Consider the following 22,736-nt stretch of genomic DNA (forward strand, 5'->3'; position numbering starts at 1 on the left):
GAATTAATGTTTGATTTATTGTATTTTGCAGGGAAAATAAAACAATTAATGCCTTTTAAAAATAACTGGAATGATCTAAAATTTGTTCCAAAGAATTTACAAATTGCAAAAGAACTGATTTATGATATTTGCAATTTCGAATGTTCTGAACCTCAACCCGAAAAGGAAAGTCAGGAATATGACGCTTTCGATTTTAAAATCGGCGAAAGCCAGATTAAATTTAGATCGGCTAAAATTACGCCAACCAAAACGGGTCAGTTTGTAACTTTATGGAAACGAAATAAAGCCGGAATTATCGAACCTTTTGATTATTCTGATGCAATAGATTTTGTAATTGTAAGTGTTCAAAAAGAAAATCTTTTAGGGCAGTTTATTTTTCCGAAAGAGGTTTTACTCAAAAAAGGAATTTTTACAACAACTGTAAAAGAAGGAATAAGAGCCACAAGAGTTTATCCGCCTTGGGATGAAACAACAAGCAAACAAGCACAAAAAACACAGCAATGGCAATTGGATTATTTTTTATCCATTTCTGATCCAATAGATATAAATCGCGCTAAGTTTTTACTTGGGAAATAAATGAAAAACAAAAAGGCAGTTCGAATTGAACTACCTTTTTGTTTTTTATGTATGTTTTTGTTCCGTAGGAACATTTCATTGGTAGAAAATATATTATTACCATATAATTTACGTTCCGTAGGAACGTTTCATTTTGTTATCATTTTTTTCAATATCATATCAAACGTTCCTACGGAACGTAAACACTGCTTGCTATTGTTTTTTTCTACCAACGAAACATTCCGACGGAATGATAAGCCAATCTATTTCAAAATTGTAAAAGACTAATTTATTAAAAACAAAAATAATTTTAATGAATTAATCTTTAGCTTATTTTTTCAGGATTTTTTCTTTATAAATCACTTTATTGTTTTCTGATAAAGTATAAATGTAAAGTCCCGGATATAAATTACGAACTGACATTACGGTGTTTGAAAGTTCCTGACTGCTTTTAATTTCAATAGGATTTCCTAACACACGACCGTTTATATCGTAAAGTCTTAGTTTTAGATTTCTGTTTTCGCTTGTTTTTACTGCAAAATTTAAATCATCAACTGCCGGATTTGGATATGCTTTTACAAAAAATCCGTTTTTAGATCCAAAATCAGGAGTTGATAAAACATCTTCTTTTAATTCAAAACGAGCAATTACAGGCCCGTGATCTGACGTTGTTGTGGTATAACTTGGAATATCATTACGCGGGTCATAAACTGCAATGGAATTTGGAATATATTCATCACTTAATTCATTAGAAATTATAATGTGATCCAGAAATCCGCCTGAACTTAAAAAACTGTAAGCTCCAGCCTGACTTATTCCTAAAGTAAGTGGATTGTAGTTATTCGTATCTGTAACAAAACTTTCGTAAGAAGAAGGATTTGGCGTAATTACTGATGCTTTTACGTCATCATTGTAATCTCCTAAAATAATTAAATTAGAATTTGAATAATGTGCATCTAAACTGTCTTTTAAAACCTGAGCATCGTATTTACGCATGTTATAACGTGAAATATCGCTTCCGCTGTTAGCGCGTGCGTGAAGATCAACCAAATTGATTTCTTTTGTAAATCCGCCCATATTGGTTTCGATTGTTACCAAATACGGTAAACGTCCAGAAGAGAAAAAACTTGAGCCATTTCCGCCAGGATAATTCGGTAACGTTTTTGTTCCGGCACGAACTTCATCATAAAACTCTTTAAACATAACACGAGTCTTTTTTACAGAAGTTGTCTGCGTGTTATAAAGCACTACTAGTTTTTGCGGCGGGAAATTTGGATCTGGTGCATCAAAAGAATACGACCAAGATGTAGAAGTTGTTTTGCCGAATGTTTTTCCGTTAATGTTTATTTTTTGGATTAAAACATCAATCGACGGATCATCAGAAACTTCCTGAACTACATAAACATCTGCATTTAGTTTGTTCATTACTTTGGCAACATTATCAATTTGCAAGGCATCATCTGTTGGGCCAAATTCTACTCCGTCTGTACCTTTTACATCTGTTCCAAAAAATTCTAAATTATACGTTACCACATCATATGTATCTGCTTTTGGTAAAGAAGAACCTGTCAATAAACCAATTTGTTTGTTTAATCCAGTTCCGGTTACTGTTAATGGACCGGGAATTATTAATTGTTTTGATGAAGGTGTAAATCTTGCATAGATTGTTTTGCCATTTGCAGCTTCTGTAGCTTCGACAATTACGCTTGATTGAAATGTAATATTATCTAATGACACTTGATAATCTGCCGGAGCTGTAATTGTAATGTCTCCATAACCTTCGGCTTTAAAAATAAAAGACTGGCTTGCCGAAATTGTATTTTGTGCAACATCTCCAAAATCAAGAACAGGATTTGCATTTACATAACCTGTTTCATTGGTAATTGCAACATCATCTAATGACCACTCGGCTGCGAAGTTATTTCCTCCAGCTGTAGTTTCATAAACCCATGCAACATATGTGCTGCCAGTTTTAAAACCACTTAAATCAATATATTGTGATTGTGTATACGTTCCGGTTACGGTTGGAAATTTACCATCTATTTCTGCCCAGGTTGCCGTTTCCGGATTGCTTTTTCCATCATAATCTGTAGAAACCATTAATTTTAAACCTGGACCTGCATAAAATTTACGAGAGTAAAAAGATAATAATGCAAAATGAGTAAAGGTATCTAAATGCAATTTTGGCGAAATCAACCAGTCTTTGCTCGCTCCGGTATCTGAAAATCCGTTCATTAAAACGGCTCCAGTTCCTGAATTTACATTTCTTGCAACCGTTGTTGGCGACCATTTGTTTATGGTTCCGGCAACGTTGTATTGTGTCCATCCGCTGTTAGATAAAACATTAGGATCATTAAATCCCTCTATGTACGGATTAATTCCTACTCCTGTCAGCGTAACAATTTTTGTTGCAGCGCCATTTGATTCATGCGTTATTTCGCCGGTAAAACTGTTGACTGCATTTGGTGTAAACTTTACATAAACAGTTGGAGTGGCATTTGAAGCAAAATCAGCAGCCGCAAAAGTTAATGTCGACGCAAAAGTTATATTATCTTTAGAGATAGTAAAATTTGATGTTGAATTTAAAACAACATCATCAGTAAGGTTTAAACCTTGAAGCTGGTATGAGAAAACATCTGATTCAAAATTTGCTTCAGAAAAACCTAAATTTAAAGAAACAACCGAAGGAACTAAATTAGGAAGCGCAACGCTTGAAGTTGCGGCATCAATTCTATTTACTGTAGACTGAACATTTCCATAAGGATCTTCAGAAATTGAAAAAACAGAATATGCTGTACTTAAACTTAATCCTGTAAAACTTTTTACATATTCCTGAGATGCATTTGTAATATCTAAAAATCCAGATTGTAAAGCTGCCGTTCCTGCTGCATCCTGTCCTGCTTTTATCTGAGCAATTGTAGGTTCTGCACTTCCGCCCGGCAATAATACATAATACGTTTTTGCAGGTTCGTCTAGTTTATTAATAAAATCAAAGCTTTGTGCTAAAATATTATCTGCTTTTGGATATCCTGATGCATTTACCGGAGCTGCAACATCGCTTTTAATATCGATATTATCAATTGCAAATGAAGGACGCGAACCTGATCCTGAAACTTGTCTTGAAATCCATCTAATTTGAACTATTGGCTGATTATCACAATCTGCAGGCAAAGTTACTTTTATGGTTCTCGAGTTTTGAGGTGTTGTAACGGCAGTGGTCTGTTTTACATCATTATTTACATAAGCAGTAGATAATAATGAAATAAAAGGCGCACTTGTACCTACTCTATATTGTAAAACCATTTCGTTTATACGTGAACTGTTTGCAGCGACATCATATGGGTTACGAATTGTCATTGCATCATATTGCACTTGTATTGCTGTTTCTCCAGTTGCATCAAAAGCAAAACCAATTGTTAAGTCTAATGAACCAGTATTTAAGAAACCAATTTTGCCATCATAATTATGAAAATTACCACTTGTAGTTGCGGCAGTACTGCTTGCAACTAAAGGTCTGTCTGCCACTAATACTGCATTTGTATTAAAAGCAGATCCTGGAACTGTACTTGCTGTCCATCCTTGAAATCCAGCAGGATATGCTGTAACACTAGGAGCAATAGAAAAATTTTGCTGATATGGCAAATCCTGAGGTGTTGGAAAGGTTTGCGCAACCAGACTTAGTGAACAACAAAAAAAACTTAAAAAGGCCACGAGATGGCGAATTGAGTAAATGTTTTTCATAAATTTAAAAATAGGGGTTTAGAAATCAAAGTTATATTGTTTAAAGTTAAGGGAATATTGTAAAAACTTAAATTAATTGTAAGTTTTTACATAAATATTTTATTAACAGTAAATCTAATTTGGTATTCTAAAATTTTCCTGATTTAGGCAGAATGCGTTTTCGCACTATTTTTAATAATTATAAAATCCAAGAACAGTATTTTATTTTTTATAAGAAAAAACTTTATTTTAAAATTCTTTTGCAATAAAAAAGCTGCTCTAAACAGAACAGCTTTTTTCGTAAATATTTATACCGAAAATTATATGGCAGTATAACCTCCATCGGCAATAATGTAACTTCCTGTGGTGAAAGAAGATTTTTCAGAACTTAAAAAAGTTACCAGTTCGGCAATTTCTTCAGCCGTTCCTAAACGATTCATTGGCGCTTTTGCAGCAATAGCGTTCATTGCATCCTTATTCAAATTATCTTTTAGCAATGCTGTTTCAATGTAACCGGGGCCTACGGCATTACAACGAATATTTTTTTGAGCATATTCTGCCGCAATATTTTTAGTCAAACCTACAACTCCATGTTTAGATGCCGTATAAGCCGGACTTAACGGAGCAGCAACTTGTCCGTGAATAGAAGCGATATTAACGATGTTTCCTCCGCCGCTTTTTTCCATTTGCTCTAATTGATAACGACAGGCATAAAAAACACCGCTTAAATTAAGCGCAATTACGCGATCCCAGGCATCGGGTTCATATTCTCCAGTTGGTTTTGCCGGACCGCCCATTCCAGCATTGTTGCAGGCAATATCAAGTCGGCCGTATTTTGAAACCGTAACCTCAACCATATGTTTATTATCGCTTGCACTCGACGAATCACCTTTTACAAAAAAGGCTTCTCCTCCGCTTTCTTTTATAATTTTTACGGTTTCTTCTCCGTGTTCAACATTAATATCCGAAACTACAACTTTTGCTCCTTCTCTAGCGTAGGATTCTGCAACTGCGCGTCCAATTCCTGAACCGCCTCCAGATACAAAAGCTACTTTGTTTTCTAAAAGTGCCATATTCTTTAAATTTAAATTTTGTAGCTGTAATTTACGAAGATATTGACGGCTGACCATAGCAAAAACGGGGTTTACAATAAAATTAAGACTTTATCATAATCAAATGTTATTTGGCATTAAAACCTCGTAATTCCAGAAAATTTTCCGTATTATTTATCTTCGTCTAATTTCATATTGCCGCGATCTTCATGATTATCCGGATGCGAATTTGGATAGCGGTTTGGTTCAACATCAGAATTTCTGTCTTTATTTTCGACTGTCTTTTTTGCTTCTTCATCACTAGAAACACCGCGGTTTGCATTTGGATTATTTGGATTTACATCGTCTTTAACTTTTTGAATATCTTCATTTTCATTTCTCGCCCTGTCTACAACTTCTTTGTTTCCGTCTTTATCTGCAACCACTTCTTTTTTCAGGTTAGCATCATCTGCTTTTCCGTCGTGTGAAATATTTTTCCCTTTCGTTTCATCGATATCTTTTTGTACTCCATTTATTTTTTTAGAGCCTAGATTATTAGTTTCCATATCCTTTATTATTTTGATTTTCTATATTAATATTACGAATTCTAAATTTTAAAAGAAAGTTGTTTAACATAGCATTTAGTTTAAAAAGCATTTTTCATAACTTTAATCATGAACTAAAAAACAGTCTTATGAAATTTCTTAAAATCAAAACAAGCTGGTCAAATGCCGAATTTATTCTGATAAAATTGTGCATGGCTTCGATCTATATTTTTATTGGAAGTTATTTTCATGATTTCTTCCAAAACTATTATATTCCGCTTTTAATTGTATTCGGAATCACGGTAATCTGGTTTGTTTATCAATGGCTGAAAAAGATGAAAGCAAAAAACGAGTAATCGATTCTCAGTTTTACTTTAATACTTGCAGAACAAAGCTATCTTTGCAAAAAATAAAACATGCACCGACACTTCATTCTTTTTAAACCTTACGGCTATTTAAGCCAATTTATTTATGAATTGAAAAGAAAGAAAAAGCTTTTGGGCGAACTTCATGATTTTCCCGAAGGCACAATGGCAATTGGCCGATTAGATGAAGATTCTGAAGGTTTACTTTTGCTAACAACCGATGGTAAGGTAAGCGAGCAGATAAGAAGTAAAAAAGTCGACAAAGAATATTATGTTCAGGTTGACGGCATAATTACGCCCGAAGCGATTGAACAATTGCAAAAAGGTGTTGAAATAGGTTTTGAAGGCGGAAAATACAAAACAAAACCCTGTTCTGCTTTTATTGTTACTGAAATTCCTGATTTTGGACCAAGGGCAAAAAAAATCAGGGACGAACGACACGGCCCGACTTCCTGGGCTTCGATTACTGTAAACGAAGGGAAATTTCGTCAGGTTCGAAAAATGACCGCCGCAGTTGATTTTCCTACATTACGTTTGGTTCGCGTTCGGATAGGAAATGTATATTTGCAGAACTTAAAAGCCGGTGAGGTTTTAGAAGTAAAAGATTTTAAATTAGATAATGAGTCAATTTGATAATTAGATAATTTTTGAAAACTCATAACTTATAACTCATAATTCAAAAAAATGCTGAACGTTGTTCTTGTAGAACCAGAAATACCAAATAATACCGGAAACATTGGAAGATTGTGCGTAGGAACTGAAAGCCGACTGCATTTAATTCATCCTTTTGGTTTTGTAATTAATGATAAAAACCTAAAACGTTCAGGCTTGGATTATTGGGTACACCTTGATGTAACCGAATATCAAAATGTTGAAGAATGGATTGCTCAAATTCCTGATCATTCTCGTGTATTTTTAATGAGTTCTCATTCTGATAAATCGTATTTAGAAAATGAATTTCAGGATGGTGATTGGTTAGTTTTCGGAAAAGAAAGCGTTGGTTTGAGCAAGGAATTTATGGCCCGATTTGAAAATCATTTAACGATTCCTATGTCTCCGCTTATTCGTTCTTTTAATATTGCGAATTCTGTTGCTTTTGTAGTTGGCGAAGCTAAGAGACAGATTGGATTGAAAAAGTAATCTCGATCTTCCTGCAAGGTTTTTCAAACCTTGTAGGTATAAATTTTAAAAGCGCGCAATAAATAACAAATACCTACAAGGTTTGAAAAACCTTGCAGGAAAAGAATCAGGTAACAATAAACTTCCCTTTTTCGGCATCAAAAATAATATGCTCATCTTTGAACAAAGCAGCAAAACTTCCATTTGAAATTAAATTGCAAGGTTCGTCCTGAACCACATTTTCTGGTGTCATGACAATCATTTCGTCGCTTAATTGAATTGCCAAATCAATATCGTGTGTTGAAAACAAAATGCATTTTTGAGTTTCTTGAGTTAGTTTCTTCAATAATTTAAACAAGGAAACTTTATGAAGTAAATCAAGATGTGTTGTTGGTTCATCTAAAATAATCAGCGGAGTATCTTGTGCCAAAGCCCTGGCAATTAAAACCTTTTGCAATTGTCCATCGCTTATTTCGTAATACTTTTTATAAGAAAGATGTTCAATTTGCGTCAGCTGCATGGCTTCCTGAACTTTATCGATATCAGTTTGGGTTAAAGTTCCCACCCAATTGGTATAAGGCTGACGACCAAGTGCCACCAATTCAAAAACAGAAAGATTACTTGGCGGCAGTTTTTCGGTTAAAACCAGACTTAAATTCTGCGCTAAATCTAAAGGTTTATATGTTGAGATATTTTTATCATTCAAAAAAACATTCCCAGATAAAGGATGCTGAATTCCGGTAATGGTTCGCAATAAAGTCGATTTCCCTATTCCGTTTGCTCCAATCAAAGAAATGAGTTTTCCAGAACTTAAATTCAAATTTAAATTCTCAGCAATAGTCACAACCGCATTTTTGGATTTATATCCAATATTTAAATTTGAAGTTTTTAAAATACTTATCATTTTTTAAAGTTGCTAAGGTTCTAAGATACTAAGTTGCTGAGTTTTTTTCTTGCCACAGATTATAAGGATTAAAATGATTAAAAAATAATCTGTGAAAATCCGTTTAATCCGTAAAATCTGTGGGCTAATAATTATTGGAAATTTCGTTTTCTTACCAAAAGCCAAATCACAACGGGCGCACCAATTATAGACGTTATGGCATTTATTGGAAGCGTAACATCGAATCCAGGCATTTGTGAAACAATATCACAAAACAACATTATAATCGATCCGAAAAATAAAGTACTCCAAAACAAAATAGTATGATTACTAGTTTGAAAAGTCAGTTTTGCAATATGCGGAACCGCTAATCCAACAAAAGCAATAGGTCCGGCAAAAGCCGTAATCGCTCCCGATAATATGCTCGTTGCAAATATGATTATTAACCTTGCACTTTTAAAATTCAAACCCATACTTTTTGCATAGTTTTCTCCTAAAAGCAAAGCGTTTAAAGGTTTAATACTTTTAGCACTTAAAAGCAATCCAATTCCAACACAGAACGTCAAAATTCCAATGGTTGGCCAGGAAAGATTCCCTAGACTTCCCATTGACCAAAAAGTAAATTTCTGCAATTGTTCAGCCGTACTGAAATAAGTCAAAACACTTACGATTGCCGTTGTAAAACTTCCAAACATTAATCCGACAATTAAAATGGCCATTGTGTCCCGTAATCTTTGTGACACTACTAAAACCAACAATAAAACTAATATACTTCCGAAAGTAGAAGCAATTACAATTCCGTATGACGATAAAGCAATAACACTTAAAAACGAAGGCAGAAATCCTGCACCTAAAATCACAAAAGCAACGCCTAAACTAGCTCCGGAACTTAATCCCAAAACATAAGGCCCAGCAAGTGGATTCCGAAATAAAGTCTGCATTAAAAGTCCGCTTATCGAAAGTCCCGTTCCCACTAAAACTGCGGTGATGGCTTTTGGCAGACGATAATTGATAATGATATATTCCCAGGTTGATTTTGTCGCATGTCCTCCGGTTAAACTCGTAAAAACATCTTTTAACGGAATCGTGACAGATCCTAAACTAATGCTCGCAAAAAACATCAATAAAAGACCTAAAGCCAAAACGACAAATAAAATGGTATTTCGTTTTTTGTTTGCCAATTTAATTCAGTTTTGATGCAAAAGTAAATTCGTAGCTCGACATTAAATCAGGATGAAAAATTTTAATGTAATCTTTTAAAACTAAATCCGGACGGCTTGGTGCTAATTCATAATAAACCGTTCCGCCAGTTGCACCGAGTTTCCCTTCGAAACTATAAACACTTTTATTGGTAAAAGCATCAAATTCACTATAATGCGGGTTTGCTTTTTGCAATTCATCTAAACTTTTAAAAGAACCCGAAGCAATCCAGACATTTGCCGTTTTTGCTTTATCTAAAACTTTTTCAAAAGACAAACCTTCACTTCCCGTTCCTTTCAAATCTGCCCATAAATAATTAGCGTGAGCATCTTTCATAAATTCGGCAACCCAGCTGTTTCCTTTGGCAACGTACCAAACATCTTCATACATTGATCCGTATAAAACGGTTGAATTTGCTGTTTTTTCTGCAGCTAGTTTTTTAGCCTGATTATAACTCTCAACAATTTTATCAAACAATTCTTTTGCTTTATCTTCTTTACCAAATAATGCTCCGTAAAGTTTAATCCATTCTGCTTTTCCAAGCGGCGATTGTTCCATCCAGTCGCCCTGAATTAAAACATTTAAACCGCTTTTTTTCAAATTATCCAGCATCGGATTATTATTGTCAACTCCAAAAGTCACAATCAAGTCCGGCGATAATTCTATTAATTGTTCGATATTTAATTTTTCATTTTGTCCAACGTTTTTCACAGAACCTTTGTCAATTAAGGCTCTTGTTTTTTCAGATGAAATATAATCGGTATGAGGAAAACCAACCAATTTATTTTCTACTTCCAGCATTTCTAAAAACGGAATATTGGTTGTTGATGTTACCACAACAGATTCTAACGGAACCTGAATTGTAGTATAAGATTGAAGACTATCCGGAACTTTTGCTTCTTTTTCTTTTAAAATATATTTAAAATCCTTATTTGCGTTAGGCCATGGATTTGAAACTGTTACAACTGAATAATCATCATATTTTACAATAGAAAGTCCAGATGCATATTCGATACTATTTTTTGCAGTTTCAATTTTAGCTACTTCGCTCGTTTCGTTCTTCTTACATCCGAAGAGAATAAAAAAAGAAGAAATAAAAATCAATTTAGGGAATAAATGTCTCATATTTTACGTTTTCGAAAGGAACAAAGGTAAAGTATTTTCTATTTTTTTTGTTTATCTTTATTCTTACAAAATTCAACAATTTGTATCTTTGCAACATGAATACCACAAAAATTAAAGTTTGCTCAAGCTGTGAATCTCAATTCAGCTGTGGAGACATTTCGGTTGAAAATAAATGCTGGTGTAATGATTACCCGCCTATTTTCAATCTTTCTGAAGGAGGAGACTGTCTTTGTCCCGTTTGTTTTAAAGAAGCATGCGAAGATAAAATCGATGCTTATATTGAAACTATCACTCCTAAAAATGCTCTTAAAAATAAAGCTATATCTTTACCCAAAACAGAAAAACTAATTGAGGGAATTGACTATTATACAGAAGATGGCAACATGGTTTTTAAAGCTTGGTTTCATTTAAAACGCGGAACTTGCTGCGGAAACAAGTGCAGACATTGCCCGTATTAATTGTTAATTATAAATTGTTAGTTGTTAATTATGAAAAACAACGTTATTAAAAATAAAAGTTTTGATTTTGCGATCAGAATTGTCAAGCTATATCAATATTTAAATAATGATAAAAAAGAATTTATACTTTCTAAACAACTTCTGAGATCGGGAACTAGCGTTGGCGCAATGATTAGAGAAGCTGAACATGCTGAAAGCAAAAGTGACTTCATTCATAAATTTGCAATTGCTCAGAAAGAAGCTAATGAAACTGTTTATTGGTTAGAATTATTAAAAGCAACGGATTATTTAAATGAAAAGGAATTCGAAAATATTAATAATGACGCTATTTCAATTTTGAAATTAATAACGAGTATTCTTAAAACTTCCAAAAATCATTTAGAAGCAAAAAAAGTTTCTAAATTAAATTAATAATTAACAATCAATAATTAACCATTATAAATGATATATTTAGTAACTGGAGGCGAGCGGTCAGGAAAAAGCAGTTATGCCCAAAATTTAGCTTTACAACTTTCAAACAATCCAATATATGTGGCGACAGCCCGAAAATGGGATTCAGATTTTCAAAATAGAATTGATCGTCATCAACTGGAAAGAGACGAACGCTGGACGAATATTGAAAAAGAAAAACATTTAAGCGAAATAAACTTTTCCGGAAAAGTTGCTTTAATCGACTGTGTAACGCTTTGGCTGACCAACTTTTTTGTAGATAATAAAAACGATGTGACTTTAAGTTTAGAAGAAGCAAAAAAAGAATTTCTTTCAATTGCCAATCAGGAAAACGCAACACTAATTATTGTAACCAACGAAATTGGAATGGGTGTTCATGCCTCAACCGAAATCGGCAGAAAATTTACCGAACTGCAAGGCTGGATGAATCAGTTTTTAGCATCAAATGCAGATGAAGTTGTTTTGATGGTTTCCGGAATTCCAGTCAAGATCAAAGGAGAAAATTCCAAAATTTAAATTCCAAATTCCAATCTTTAAAAGGAAAATTCAAAATTTAAATCCCAAATTCCAAGGCTATACTTTATCTTTACTTATATTTTAAATTTCAGCTGAATTGGAATTTGGAATTTAAAAAATTGGAATTTATGACTAGTTTAGACGATATATTAAAATCACGTCGCGATACCCGACATTTTACAACCGATGAAGTTCCTGATGAAGTAATTCAAAAAGCATTACAGGCCGGACATTGGGCGCCTTCTGTTGGACTGACTGATGCGACAAGATATTATATCATTAAATCCGATGAAGTTAAATGTGCTATTAAAAACCTGTTTTTAGACTATAATAAAAAAGCCGAAGAACTTACCGATAATCCAGAACAAAAAGAACTTTATAGATCCTTAAAATTAGAAGCAATTGAAGAAGCTCCAATTGGACTTATCATTGCTTATGATCGTTCTGTTTTAAATCAATTTACTATTGGGACTATTGGCAGTAATGAAGCGGTGAAATTTAGTTCGGTTTGTGCGGCGCAGAATATTTGGCTTTCGTTAACTGAACAAGGTTACGGAATGGGCTGGGTTTCGATTTTAAACTATTTTCAGTTTAAAAAAATCCTTGATTTACCAGAAAATATAGAACCGCTTGGCTATTTCTGTATTGGTAAACCTGCCACAAATTACGGCAATCAGCCTATGCTGCAACAACTGCATTGGAAACAAAAATCTGAAACTGCAGACTGTAAAGAAATCAATGAAATTCATCAAATCAATATTTCTGATTTTGATTTAAAACCTTCAAGTAAAGTTGAGAACAAAACTGATTTCGGTACACTTTTACAAGAAAAAATAGATTCAAAAACAAAACCCGTCGGCTCACTTGGAACGTTAGAAACTTTGGCCTTTCAAATGGCGTCCGTTTTTGAAACTTTAAATCCGAAAATAATAAATCCTAATATTGTTGTTTTTGCAGCAGATCACGGAATCGCTAATCATGGCGTGAGCGATTATCCGCAAGATGTTACGCGCCAAATGGTAAATAATTTTATGGAAGGCGGCGCAGCAATTAATGTTTTCTGCAAACAAAACAATATCGAATTATCGATTGTAGATTCGGGCGTAAACTATGATTTTCCAACAAATGCAAAATTAATTAATGCCAAAATTGCAAAAGGAACACAATCTTTTCTGCATGTTCCCGCAATGAGCGAAACAGAATTGAATTTGTGCTTTGAAAAAGGAAAATCAATTGTAGAAAATATTGCTAAAACAGGTTCAAATTGTATTGGTTTTGGCGAAATGGGAATTGGAAATACTTCAACAGCATCGGTTTTAATGAGTCTTTTAACTGGTTTTTCTATCGAAGAATGTGTTGGAAAAGGAACCGGAATTAACGATCAAAAACTGCTAAATAAACAAAATATTCTAAAAAAAGCAATCGGGAATTATTCCGGTCAAGCCGAATTAAAACAACAAATCGCCTATTTTGGAGGTTTTGAAATAATTCAGATGGCTAGCGGAATGCTAGCGGCTTACGAAAATAAAATGCTGATTCTTGTTGATGGTTTTATTTGTTCTGTTGCTTATCTAATTGCCTCTAAAATAAATCCTGATATTAAAAAAAATGCCATTTTCTGCCATTGTTCTGCCGAAAAAGCGCATCAAAAATTATTAGATTATCTTGGCGCTAAACCTATTTTAAATTTAGATTTGCGTCTTGGCGAAGGAACGGGTTGTGCGGTTGCTTTTCCTATTTTAAAATCGGCTGAGGCTTTTTTGAATGAAATGGCTAGTTTTGAAAGTGCTGGGGTTAGTAGGAAGTAAACTTCAATTGAGCATAAATAATTATGTTCATTAATGATTTATACTCATTTTTGTCATTTCGACGAAGGAGAAATCTCCACAAGTAACTCCGCAATCCATATAACCAATCTTTGTCGAGCTACTTGCGGAGATTTCTCCTTCGTCGAAATGACATACTAAATAGAAAAACAATAATTAATGAAAAAAGAACTACACATTTTCTTCACCTGCTTAATGTTCTACACCAGAATTCCATGTCCAAAAAACATTACTCACGATCCGGATTATTTAAATAAAGCAACAAGATATTTTCCTATTATTGGCTGGATTGTTGGATCGATTTCATTTCTGGCTTTTTATATTTTCTCTCTTTTTCTTTCAACAGAAACAGCTGTAATTTTTTCAATAATAATTTCAGTTTTAACAACCGGAGCATTTCATGAAGATGGATTTGCAGATGTCTGCGACGGATTCGGCGGCGGCTGGACTAAAGAAAAAATCCTGATGATTATGAAAGACAGCGCTATTGGTGCTTATGGAGCAATTGGATTGGTTTTACTTTTTCTGGCGAAATTCAAACTGCTTTCTGAATCTATTTTACTTTTCACTAATAACATTTTAGTGATTTTCCTTTTATTTATTTCGGCACATTCTCTAAGTCGTTTGGCGGCGATCAGCATTATTTTTACGCATCACTATTCTCGTGATGACGCTTCGAGCAAAAGCAAACCAATTGCTAAACAACATAGTTGGAAAGAAGTTTTCGGGTCTTTTTTCTTTGGATTAATTCCGTTATTGGGACTCTCCTATTTCAATTATAAAGTTCTCTTAGTTTTAATTCCTGTTTTTATAACCAGATATTTTCTCGCAAGATATTTTCAAAAATGGATTGACGGTTATACGGGAGATTGTCTTGGTGCAACACAGCAGGTGTGCGAAGTAATTTATTATTTAAGTATTCTTTTTATATGGAAATTTATTTAGTTCGCCACACCGAAACCATCTGCGAAAAAGGAATTTGTTACGGCCAGTCTGATGTAAATATTGCGGAACCTTTTGACAAAATTTTTAACCGAATTGTTTCAGAATTACCTACTGAAGCTATTATTTTTTCAAGTCCGCTAAAACGCTGTTCTATTTTAGCAAAACACATTCAGCAAAATATAAAAACAATTTCTTATCAGGAAGACGATCGTTTGAAAGAAATGAATTTTGGCGACTGGGAATTGAAAAACTGGAACGAAATTCCGCCAGAACAATTAAATCCGTGGATGGAAGATTTTGTAAACATTCAAGTTTTAAATGGTGAATCATTTGTGGAATTACATCAAAGAGTTGGTGATTTTTTAGCAGAACAAATTCTGCAGAAAACTCAGCAGCCTATCATTATTGTAGCGCATGCCGGAATTATTAGAAGCGTATTATGTCATCAAACTTCACTGCCATTAAAAGAGGCTTTTCAAAATAAAGTCGATTTTGGACAAGTCATAAAAATTACATTTTAATTTAGTTTTGTTTAGAATTTAATTGAAATAGTAAAACAAATTTGAATATTCAATAATTTTAACTTTATCTTTGCAGCAAATTAAGGTTGTGTTTTTACAAAACACATTAAAAGGGAATCAAGTAAAATCTTGAGCTGTTCCCGCAACTGTAAGCTTAGTTCTAAAAAGAATGCTTGTTGTAAACTACAAAACCACTGCTCGCGCTGGCGAATGGGAAGGTAAACAACAAGACGCGAGCCAGGAGACCTGCCTTTGTAACAAATATCGAGCTCTCGGGAAAAAGAGTGTAGAAATTATGACTTTAAGAATACGTTTTGCTTTTTTACTTGTAATGTTGTGCCAATTGATTTCGGCGCAGAGCGATTCTATTAAGTTAAAAGAAGTTGTAGTTTCTGATGCTAATCTGAAAAAATACTCCAATTCCCAATCCGTTTTAAAGCTTAATGATTCGATTATTAATAAAAATGAAGCTTTACTGACTGATCTTTTAAATTTCAATTCAACTATTTATTTTAAAGAATACGGACGCGGAATGCTTTCTACAGTTTCTTTTCGCGGAACTACCTCTTCTCAAACGGCTGTAATCTGGAACGGAATCAATATTAATTCGCAAATGAACGGAAGCACCGATTTCAACACAATTTCGGGTTCTGATTATAATTCGATTAGTGTAAAAGCCGGCGGCGGAAGTGTTATTTACGGAAGCGGTGCCATTGGCGGAACCGTGCATTTAAACAACGATCTGGCATTTTATAATCGGTCTGAGAATAATTTAAAACTAGATTACGGAAGTTTCAATACTATTGGAATAAATTATAAAACGAATATTTCTAACGAAAGATGGAGTGCACAAATTGGTTTTTCTAAAAACAGCTCCACAAACGATTACAAGTATTTAAACCGTTACACCTGGCGAGGCGAACAGCGCTGGAACCAAAACGGACAATACGATATTATAACCATGACCGCTAATGCAGGTTATAAAATCGACTCAAAAAACACCTTAAAGCTTTATAGTCAGTTTTCAAATACAGATAGAAATACTTCGTTAGTTGTAGAAACGGAAACGAAAAGCAAATATGTAAATGGTTTCAATCGAAGTTTATTAGAATACGACGGTGATTTTGGAAAATTTAAAACCAATTTTAAAACAGCGTATATCTTTGAAAACTATCAATATTTTGCTGATAATTCAACCAACATCTACACTTACGGAAAAACTGAAAGTTTAATTACAAAAGTGGATTTAGGATATACTTTATTCAAATCAACCCAAATAAATGGAATTTTAGACTATAACAGAACTAAAGGTTACGGAAGCAGTTTTGGCGATCACGTTCGCGAAATCAGCTCAGCAGGAATATTGGTCAAACAAGATTTCTCTGAAGCCTGGAAAAACGAACTTGGTGTTCGAAAAGAGTTTACAGATAATTACAAATCTCCGGTTTTGTTCTCTTTAGGATCTTCGTATCAGTTCAGTAAATTGTACAATTTAAAACTGAATATATCCCGAAACTTCAGAATTCCAACTTATAATGATTTGTATTGGGACGAAGGCGGAAACCCTGATTTAAAACCAGAAAGTTCGTATCAGGCAGAAATTGGAAACGTGTTTACTTTCAAAAATATTTCGCTTACGCAGACTTTCTACTACATGAAAATTAAAGATTTACTGCAATGGGTTCCGGGCAAAAACGGCATTTGGAGTCCAACAAATAAAGACAACGTTAATAGTTACGGTGCTGAAACTTTATTGAGCTGGAAAAAACAATTCGGTAAAAATAACTTAAGTGCCAATGCTTCTTATGCGTATACCGCTTCAAAAGATGAAGCCACTAAAAAGCAGCTTTTCTTTGTTCCTTATAATAAAGTAACGGCTTCTGTCGCTTATTCAAGAAACAGGATTTCTGCTTATTACCAATTTTTATACAACGGTTTTGTTTATACAAGAGCCGATAATAATCCGGACGAAATTATAAACGATTACAACATTTCAAATGTCGGAATCGATTATGATTTTAAATTCCTTGACTCTTTCAAACTTGGTTTTCAAGTTTTAAACATTTTCAATAAAAATTATGAAAGCCTTGAAGACAGACCAATGCCGGGTCGAAATTTCAATATGTATTTAACTCTAAAATTTTAATAATTATGAAACTTAGTAAATTACTTTTAATGGCGTTTAGCGTCTCGTTATTCGTTTCTTGTTCGAGTGATGACGATAATGACCAGGTAGAATATAAAAACGGATTCCTTATTTTAAACGAAGGAAGCGCAGGACAAGGAAGTGTTTCTTTTTCAAGCAATGATTTCAACGTTTTTGAAAAAGATGTTTACACTGCTGCAAACGGTTCAGATTTACTTGGAAAATATGCTCAAAATATCTTTTTTGACGGAGACAGAGCTTATATTATTGCAGGTGGTTCAAATGTTATAAATGTGGTAAACAAATACACATTTAAATTGATTGCTAAAATCGATACTGGACTTGCAAATCCAAGATATGGTGTTGTAAAAGATGGTAAAGCGTATGTAACTAATGCTAATACTTATTTTTCAGCAAGTAATCCAAACGGAAATACTGATGATTATGTTGCTGTAATCAATTTAGCTACAAATACATATGAGTCTAAAATTAACTTAAACGCAACAGCTAACAGACTTGTAGAAGAAAATGGTAAATTATATATTACTGAACCTTATAATAATGATAAATTATTAGTGGTAAATATTGCTACAAAAGCATTAGAGGCTCCAGTAGCAATTGGTTCAAGTGCAGATGGTATCGAAGAAAATAATGGGACTTTATATATTTTAAGAAGTCCTTATGAAGACAGAAGCGAAATTGTAAAAGTAAAATTAGCAGACAACTCTATTTCCAGAATCACATTCCCTGAGTCATTAGACGGAGCAGCATTTTTAGATGTTTACGACAATAAAATTTATTATACAGTAGGCAATTCAGTTTACGCTATTGGTACAAGTGCAACTGAAGCTTCAACAACTGCAATCGTAACGCCTAGTTTAGGTTATTTATATGGATTTGCAGTTAACAACAACCTTATTTATATAGCTGACAGCGGAGATTTTAAAGCTGACAGCAAAGCATACATATACAGTTTAACTGGAAGTTTACAAAAAGAATTAACTGTTGGAGTGGGTCCAAACGGTTTTTACTTTAATGATTAATTTACTTTAGAATTAGTTTTTATTTGTTTTTGGTAAAAAAAGGCTTTCATTTCTGAAAGCCTTTTTTTTTATTTCTATTATATTTTTAAAACTCCTTAGAGCATTACAGATACATTTCGTTTCGTAATCCGTTGATTTTTTTAGAATCGCTTATGTATGGTAAAACTGCGTTATGATCTGTTTGGATTTTCTTAGCAGCAGAACCTGTAATTTTAGAGATTGCCAAATTCAGCAATGGTTCAGAAGGATCACCTAAAACACCATAATTATTTATGTATTCATACTGAACATAAGTTGGAACCAATCCTCCTGTATAATCTCCAAAATCTGCAGCATTAGAAATTTTAAAAATTAAAGGCTGCATGGCATATTTATGATTTGGATTTACATTTATTTTATCGAAGCTTTTCGAATCATAAAGTGTCATTGAGCCAACGTTTTTACCAATAGTGGTTTCGCCAATTTGAACAACGTTGATGTAAGGTTTTAATCCATTTATAACCAATTCACTTGCAGACGCCGTATTTGAAGTTGTCAAAACATAAACCGTAGCCATATTCAAGCTATTTACAGAATTACCGCCAAAATTGGTAACAAATCTTTCATTTAACTTCTCTAGTCCTTCAGTATTAAATGCGGCCATGACTTTAAAATTATATTGTCTTTTCGAAAATATTTCACCGTCAAACTGTCCCGTAATCATACTTGCCAAACGTGTTGCCGTACGTACAGAACCACCTCCGTTATATCTTAAATCTAAAATAAAATCTGTAACACCCTGTGCTTTTAATTCACCAAATGCTTCATTTAATTGAGAGTCATAGTCCTGATAGAAACCATTATACATTAAATAACCAATTTTATGACTGCCGGAAGTAATTACTTTATTGATTAAAATTGGGTTTTCTTCTAAAGTTGTTTTAGTTAAAGAAAGTGATTTTCCATTTAAAACAAAAGAAGAGCCATTATAGCTGGCAAAATTTAGAGTATAAGTATCAGGTCCTAATAATAATGACTGATAGTTTGAAACAGTTAATTTAGTTCCGTTTACACCTGTAAATAAATCCCCTCTTTTAATATCTTTACCAGAAGCATCAGAGTTTGGGATAATATAACGAACATAACCTACTAAATCATTAGAACCTTCGGCAACTCTGGTTAGTTTAAAATCAACACCATTATTTTTAGTGATGCCGTTAAGTTCTTGTTCTAAAACCGTATAATCTTCTACAATCCAGCTAAAACGATCAATAGCATTACTTGGATATTTGCTTACCGGTTTGTTTAATAAATCCTGAAATAAGTCTTCTGGATGCGAATATCCAGATAAAAAAGAGTTTAATTCACTTTTTGTACCAAAGCGGTCATCGGCTAAATTAGGTACATCAGCCTGCCATAAATAGTACGTATTTAATCCTCTCCATATAAAATCGTTTACCTGTAACTCCGCGGGAGCTCTAACATCATCCTCATCTTCACAAGATTGCAAAGCAAATGTTAGTACAAACAAAAATAGTATTGCCTTTAAAATTGGTTTCATAGAAATTAGGTTTCGGTGTCTTGGTATTCTATTAACGTAAAAATACTACCTTTAGTTTTAAGTAGTATTCTTTTTACCTAAAAAAATTTTACATTATTGCTGTAACAAAAATAATTGTGGCTCGTCTTGACTATATAAGCTAACGAATAACCTTTTAATTTATGAACCAGAATGTGTTTATAGAATTAGTTAATCCTTTTAAAGACAAAGTTTTTCGTCTGGCAAAACGATTGCTTACCAGTACCGAGGAAGCCGAAGACGCTACTCAGGAAGTAATGGTAAAATTGTGGAATAAAAAAGAGAATCTGGACACTTACAATAATGTTGAAGCACTGGCCATGACCATGACAAAAAATTATTGTTTGGATCAGTTAAAATCTAAAAGAGCCGGAAACCTCCAGATTGTCCATAATAATTTTACAGATCGTGAGCCGCAGTTAGACCGGAAATTAGAGGATGCTGATAGTCTAGAATGGGTTGGAAAAATTATAAATCAGCTGCCGGAACAGCTTCAAATATTAATTCAGTTACGGGATGTAGAACAATATGAATTTGAAGAAATTGCAAAAATCGTAAATATGAACGAAACCGCAATTCGGGTGGCGCTTTCGAGAGCAAGAAAAAAAATAAGAGAATCAATGGTAAATGCACACAGTTATGGAATTAGATAAAATAGAAAATATATTAGAAAAATACTTTCAGGGAGAAACCTCTATTGCCGAAGAAAATCAATTAAAAGATTATTTTTCTTCATCAGATGTTGCGCAGCATTTGGAGCAGTACAAACCCATTTTTGGTTATTTCTCTCAGGTAAAACAACAAAAATCAACGCAGGAGATCCCACTAAAAACTAAAAAACGAAATGTGGCGTGGTTATCAATTGCAGCTTCAGTTGTTGTTTTACTAGGAATTGGAACCTATTATTTTGCAGGTGAAAAAACAACTCCGGTTGTCGCACAGTCAGAATTAGGAACCTACGACGATCCGGAAGAAGCCCTTGCAGCAACGCAAAAAGCTTTGGCTCTATTGTCGAACAATGTTAATGTAGGTATTGAAAGTGTACAATACATTGGCGAATATGAACAATCAAAAAACAAAATTTTTAAACAGTAATTAAACACAAAAATAAAATGAAATCAACGATTCACGAATACAGAAAAAACAATATAAAAAGCATGAGTAAAAATTTCATCATAACTCTAGTTTTCGCATTCGTTACACAAGCTTTTTATGCTCAAAGTGCCTTTGACAAATATGACGGTCAGGACGATGTAACATCAGTAATTGTAAACAAAAAAATGTTTGATTTAATGAGTAAAGTAAAAGTTGATGCTTCTGATAAAGAAACACAGCAATACATTAACCTGATTAAAAAATTAGACTACTTAAAAGTGTTTACCACAAAAAACCCTAAAGTTGAAGCAGATATGAAAGCTTCTGCAGATAAATACATAAAATCTGCTGGTTTAGAAGAGCTTATGCGTATCAACGACAGCGGTAAAAATGTTAGGATAATGGTAAAATCTGGCGCTACAGATACTCAAATTAAAGAATTACTAATGTTTGTTGACGGAGCAAAAAGCGAAGAATCTGTTTTATTGTCACTTACAGGTAATTTCGATTTAAATGAAATCTCTGTACTTACAGACAAAATGCAGCTTCCGGGCGGAACTGACTTGAAAAAAGCTTCTAAAAGCAAAAGATAATCATGAAAATCAACGTTTTCACCACAGCCATTTTAGCATTACTAACTTTTGTAAGTTGTAATTCTGAGCCTTCACTGCAAAAGTATTTTGTCGAAAACACAGACAAAAAAGACTTTATTGCACTCGATGTTTCGCCTTCTATTTTAAATCTCGACAATACTAAATTGTCTGCAGAGCAAAAAGAAGCCATAAATTCATTCGACAAAATGAACATATTAGCTTTTAAAGCAAATGATAAAAATCAGGTGCAATTTCAAGCAGAACGAAATAAGGTTAAGGCCATATTAAAAGACCCAAAATATCAGGAATTAATGAAAGTTGGTTCCGGTAAAGACGGCGCATCAATTAGTTATGTCGGCTCTGATGACAACATCAAAGAATTCATAGTTTTTGCAAACAGAAAAGAAAATGGTTTTGCCGTTGTTCGTGTGTTAGGAAACAATATGAACCCGAATAGCATTATGACTTTAATGTCTGTTTTGAAAGAATCAAAAATAGACATGGAACAATTGAAACCTTTACAGCAATTGATTAAATAAAAACATCTTACTTTTAATCGAAAAAAAGCTCCTTAAATGGGAGCTTTTTTTATTTTAATCATATTGTGAATACTTGACTTAGACGCACTGCTGTGCGCCTCTACGGAAAATTGGGGATGAATTTATTTCTCTTAGTCTACCTGCAAATAACACAAAGCATATCGTAGAGACGCACAGCAGTGCGTCTTATGCGCAAAGTATAACAAACGTGAATATTGGACGTAGACGCACTGCTGTGCGTCTCTACGGAAAATTGGGATAGAATTATATAAATTTTTCGATCAGCAAATAATACAAAATATATAGACAAAGCATATCGTAGAGGCGCACAGCAGTGCGTCTTATGCGCAAAGAACAGCAAACGTGAATATTGGACGTAGACGCACTGCTGTGCGTCTCTACGGAAAATTGGGATAGAATTATATAAATTTTTCGATCAGCAAATAACACAAAATATATAGACAAAGCATATCGTAGAGGCGCACAGCAGTGCGTCTTATGCG

General features: G+C 33.6%; 23 protein-coding genes and 1 riboswitch. Of the genes, 16 read left to right on the plus strand and 7 right to left on the minus strand.

The window, feature by feature from the left end:
• The first annotated feature begins 48 nt into the window (after window positions 1-48).
• Window positions 49-576: a MepB family protein gene (locus ACODSB_RS17980; RefSeq protein WP_488938062.1), complete on the plus strand. Its 528-nt coding sequence runs from the start codon at window positions 49-51 to the stop codon at window positions 574-576.
• A gap of 309 nt (window positions 577-885) precedes the next feature.
• Here ACODSB_RS17980 and ACODSB_RS17985 read toward each other — a convergent pair whose 3' ends face one another.
• The 3 genes from ACODSB_RS17985 to ACODSB_RS17995 all read right to left on the minus strand — a co-directional run bounded on the left by ACODSB_RS17985 (window position 886) and on the right by ACODSB_RS17995 (window position 5,872).
• Window positions 886-4,296, minus strand: a complete 3,411-nt coding sequence (locus ACODSB_RS17985) for a choice-of-anchor J domain-containing protein (protein WP_488938045.1) — start codon at window positions 4,294-4,296, stop codon at window positions 886-888.
• Between the two features lie 299 nt (window positions 4,297-4,595).
• Window positions 4,596-5,348, minus strand: a complete 753-nt coding sequence (locus ACODSB_RS17990; protein ID WP_488938046.1) for an SDR family NAD(P)-dependent oxidoreductase — start codon at window positions 5,346-5,348, stop codon at window positions 4,596-4,598.
• A gap of 149 nt (window positions 5,349-5,497) precedes the next feature.
• Window positions 5,498-5,872, minus strand: coding sequence for a hypothetical protein (locus ACODSB_RS17995; RefSeq protein WP_053474327.1), 375 nt, complete (start codon window positions 5,870-5,872; stop codon window positions 5,498-5,500).
• Window positions 5,873-6,000: 128 nt separating this feature from the next.
• Between ACODSB_RS17995 and ACODSB_RS18000 the strand changes: the two genes are divergently transcribed.
• The 3 genes from ACODSB_RS18000 to ACODSB_RS18010 are packed head-to-tail and all read left to right on the plus strand — an operon-like array spanning window position 6,001 to window position 7,356.
• The gene (locus ACODSB_RS18000; protein WP_488938047.1) at window positions 6,001-6,207 is read left to right on the plus strand and encodes a hypothetical protein; all 207 of its coding nucleotides are present in this window, start codon (window positions 6,001-6,003) and stop codon (window positions 6,205-6,207) included.
• Window positions 6,208-6,267: 60 nt separating this feature from the next.
• Window positions 6,268-6,849: a pseudouridine synthase gene (locus tag ACODSB_RS18005; protein ID WP_488938048.1), complete on the plus strand. Its 582-nt coding sequence runs from the start codon at window positions 6,268-6,270 to the stop codon at window positions 6,847-6,849.
• 51 nt (window positions 6,850-6,900) lie between these two features.
• Entirely contained in the window at window positions 6,901-7,356 is a 456-nt protein-coding gene (locus tag ACODSB_RS18010) for a tRNA (cytidine(34)-2'-O)-methyltransferase (protein ID WP_053474310.1), read from the plus strand.
• 106 nt (window positions 7,357-7,462) lie between these two features.
• Here the strand turns inward: ACODSB_RS18010 and ACODSB_RS18015 are convergent, their stop codons facing one another.
• The 3 genes from ACODSB_RS18015 to ACODSB_RS18025 form a co-directional block, all read right to left on the minus strand.
• Entirely contained in the window at window positions 7,463-8,239 is a 777-nt protein-coding gene (locus ACODSB_RS18015; protein WP_488938049.1) for an ABC transporter ATP-binding protein, read from the minus strand.
• Window positions 8,240-8,370: 131 nt separating this feature from the next.
• A complete protein-coding gene (locus ACODSB_RS18020; protein ID WP_488938050.1) occupies window positions 8,371-9,399 on the minus strand; it encodes a FecCD family ABC transporter permease in 1,029 nt (342 codons plus the stop codon).
• Between the two features lies 1 nt (window position 9,400).
• Window positions 9,401-10,543 (minus strand): ABC transporter substrate-binding protein, encoded by a 1,143-nt coding sequence (locus tag ACODSB_RS18025; RefSeq protein WP_256635882.1) that lies wholly within the window; start codon window positions 10,541-10,543, stop codon window positions 9,401-9,403.
• A 95-nt stretch (window positions 10,544-10,638) separates the two neighbouring features.
• On the opposite strand from ACODSB_RS18025, the gene ACODSB_RS18030 reads away from it, so the two are divergent.
• The 8 genes from ACODSB_RS18030 (at window position 10,639) to ACODSB_RS18065 (ending at window position 18,448) form a co-directional block, all read left to right on the plus strand.
• Window positions 10,639-11,001 carry a C1orf53 family protein gene (locus ACODSB_RS18030; protein ID WP_053474313.1) on the plus strand — a complete coding sequence of 121 codons (363 nt, stop codon included), beginning with the start codon at window positions 10,639-10,641 and terminating at the stop codon, window positions 10,999-11,001.
• Between the two features lie 30 nt (window positions 11,002-11,031).
• Window positions 11,032-11,412 (plus strand): four helix bundle protein, encoded by a 381-nt coding sequence (locus tag ACODSB_RS18035; RefSeq protein ID WP_488938051.1) that lies wholly within the window; start codon window positions 11,032-11,034, stop codon window positions 11,410-11,412.
• A gap of 30 nt (window positions 11,413-11,442) precedes the next feature.
• A complete protein-coding gene (gene cobU / locus ACODSB_RS18040) occupies window positions 11,443-11,967 on the plus strand; it encodes a bifunctional adenosylcobinamide kinase/adenosylcobinamide-phosphate guanylyltransferase (RefSeq protein WP_488938052.1) in 525 nt (174 codons plus the stop codon).
• Window positions 11,968-12,095: 128 nt separating this feature from the next.
• On the plus strand, window positions 12,096-13,775 hold the full coding sequence (gene cobT / locus ACODSB_RS18045) for a nicotinate-nucleotide--dimethylbenzimidazole phosphoribosyltransferase (RefSeq protein ID WP_488938053.1): 1,680 nt from the start codon (window positions 12,096-12,098) through the stop codon (window positions 13,773-13,775).
• A gap of 177 nt (window positions 13,776-13,952) precedes the next feature.
• Window positions 13,953-14,738 (plus strand): adenosylcobinamide-GDP ribazoletransferase, encoded by a 786-nt coding sequence (locus ACODSB_RS18050; RefSeq protein WP_488938054.1) that lies wholly within the window; start codon window positions 13,953-13,955, stop codon window positions 14,736-14,738.
• Window positions 14,723-15,259, plus strand: a complete 537-nt coding sequence (gene cobC / locus ACODSB_RS18055; protein ID WP_488938055.1) for an alpha-ribazole phosphatase — start codon at window positions 14,723-14,725, stop codon at window positions 15,257-15,259. Before ACODSB_RS18050 ends, cobC begins: the two co-directional genes overlap by 16 nt.
• A gap of 66 nt (window positions 15,260-15,325) precedes the next feature.
• Window positions 15,326-15,527, plus strand: a riboswitch (cobalamin riboswitch).
• Between the two features lie 27 nt (window positions 15,528-15,554).
• Window positions 15,555-17,405, plus strand: a complete 1,851-nt coding sequence (locus ACODSB_RS18060; protein ID WP_488938056.1) for a TonB-dependent receptor plug domain-containing protein — start codon at window positions 15,555-15,557, stop codon at window positions 17,403-17,405.
• A gap of 5 nt (window positions 17,406-17,410) precedes the next feature.
• Window positions 17,411-18,448, plus strand: a complete 1,038-nt coding sequence (locus ACODSB_RS18065) for a YncE family protein (RefSeq protein ID WP_488938057.1) — start codon at window positions 17,411-17,413, stop codon at window positions 18,446-18,448.
• A gap of 103 nt (window positions 18,449-18,551) precedes the next feature.
• Here the strand turns inward: ACODSB_RS18065 and ACODSB_RS18070 are convergent, their stop codons facing one another.
• Window positions 18,552-19,988 carry a S41 family peptidase gene (locus tag ACODSB_RS18070; protein ID WP_488938058.1) on the minus strand — a complete coding sequence of 479 codons (1,437 nt, stop codon included), beginning with the start codon at window positions 19,986-19,988 and terminating at the stop codon, window positions 18,552-18,554.
• A 161-nt stretch (window positions 19,989-20,149) separates the two neighbouring features.
• On the opposite strand from ACODSB_RS18070, the gene ACODSB_RS18075 reads away from it, so the two are divergent.
• The 4 genes from ACODSB_RS18075 to ACODSB_RS18090 are packed head-to-tail and all read left to right on the plus strand — an operon-like array spanning window position 20,150 to window position 22,233.
• The gene (locus ACODSB_RS18075) at window positions 20,150-20,659 is read left to right on the plus strand and encodes an RNA polymerase sigma factor (protein WP_053474321.1); all 510 of its coding nucleotides are present in this window, start codon (window positions 20,150-20,152) and stop codon (window positions 20,657-20,659) included.
• Window positions 20,646-21,101 carry a hypothetical protein gene (locus ACODSB_RS18080; RefSeq protein ID WP_488938059.1) on the plus strand — a complete coding sequence of 152 codons (456 nt, stop codon included), beginning with the start codon at window positions 20,646-20,648 and terminating at the stop codon, window positions 21,099-21,101. The genes ACODSB_RS18075 and ACODSB_RS18080 overlap by 14 nt, the downstream gene beginning before the upstream one ends.
• 17 nt (window positions 21,102-21,118) lie before the next feature.
• Window positions 21,119-21,694, plus strand: coding sequence for a DUF4252 domain-containing protein (locus ACODSB_RS18085; protein ID WP_488938060.1), 576 nt, complete (start codon window positions 21,119-21,121; stop codon window positions 21,692-21,694).
• A 2-nt stretch (window positions 21,695-21,696) separates the two neighbouring features.
• A complete protein-coding gene (locus ACODSB_RS18090; RefSeq protein ID WP_488938061.1) occupies window positions 21,697-22,233 on the plus strand; it encodes a DUF4252 domain-containing protein in 537 nt (178 codons plus the stop codon).
• The last annotated feature ends 503 nt before the right edge of the window (window positions 22,234-22,736 follow it).

Source organism: Flavobacterium sp. FG68, assembly GCF_057808895.1.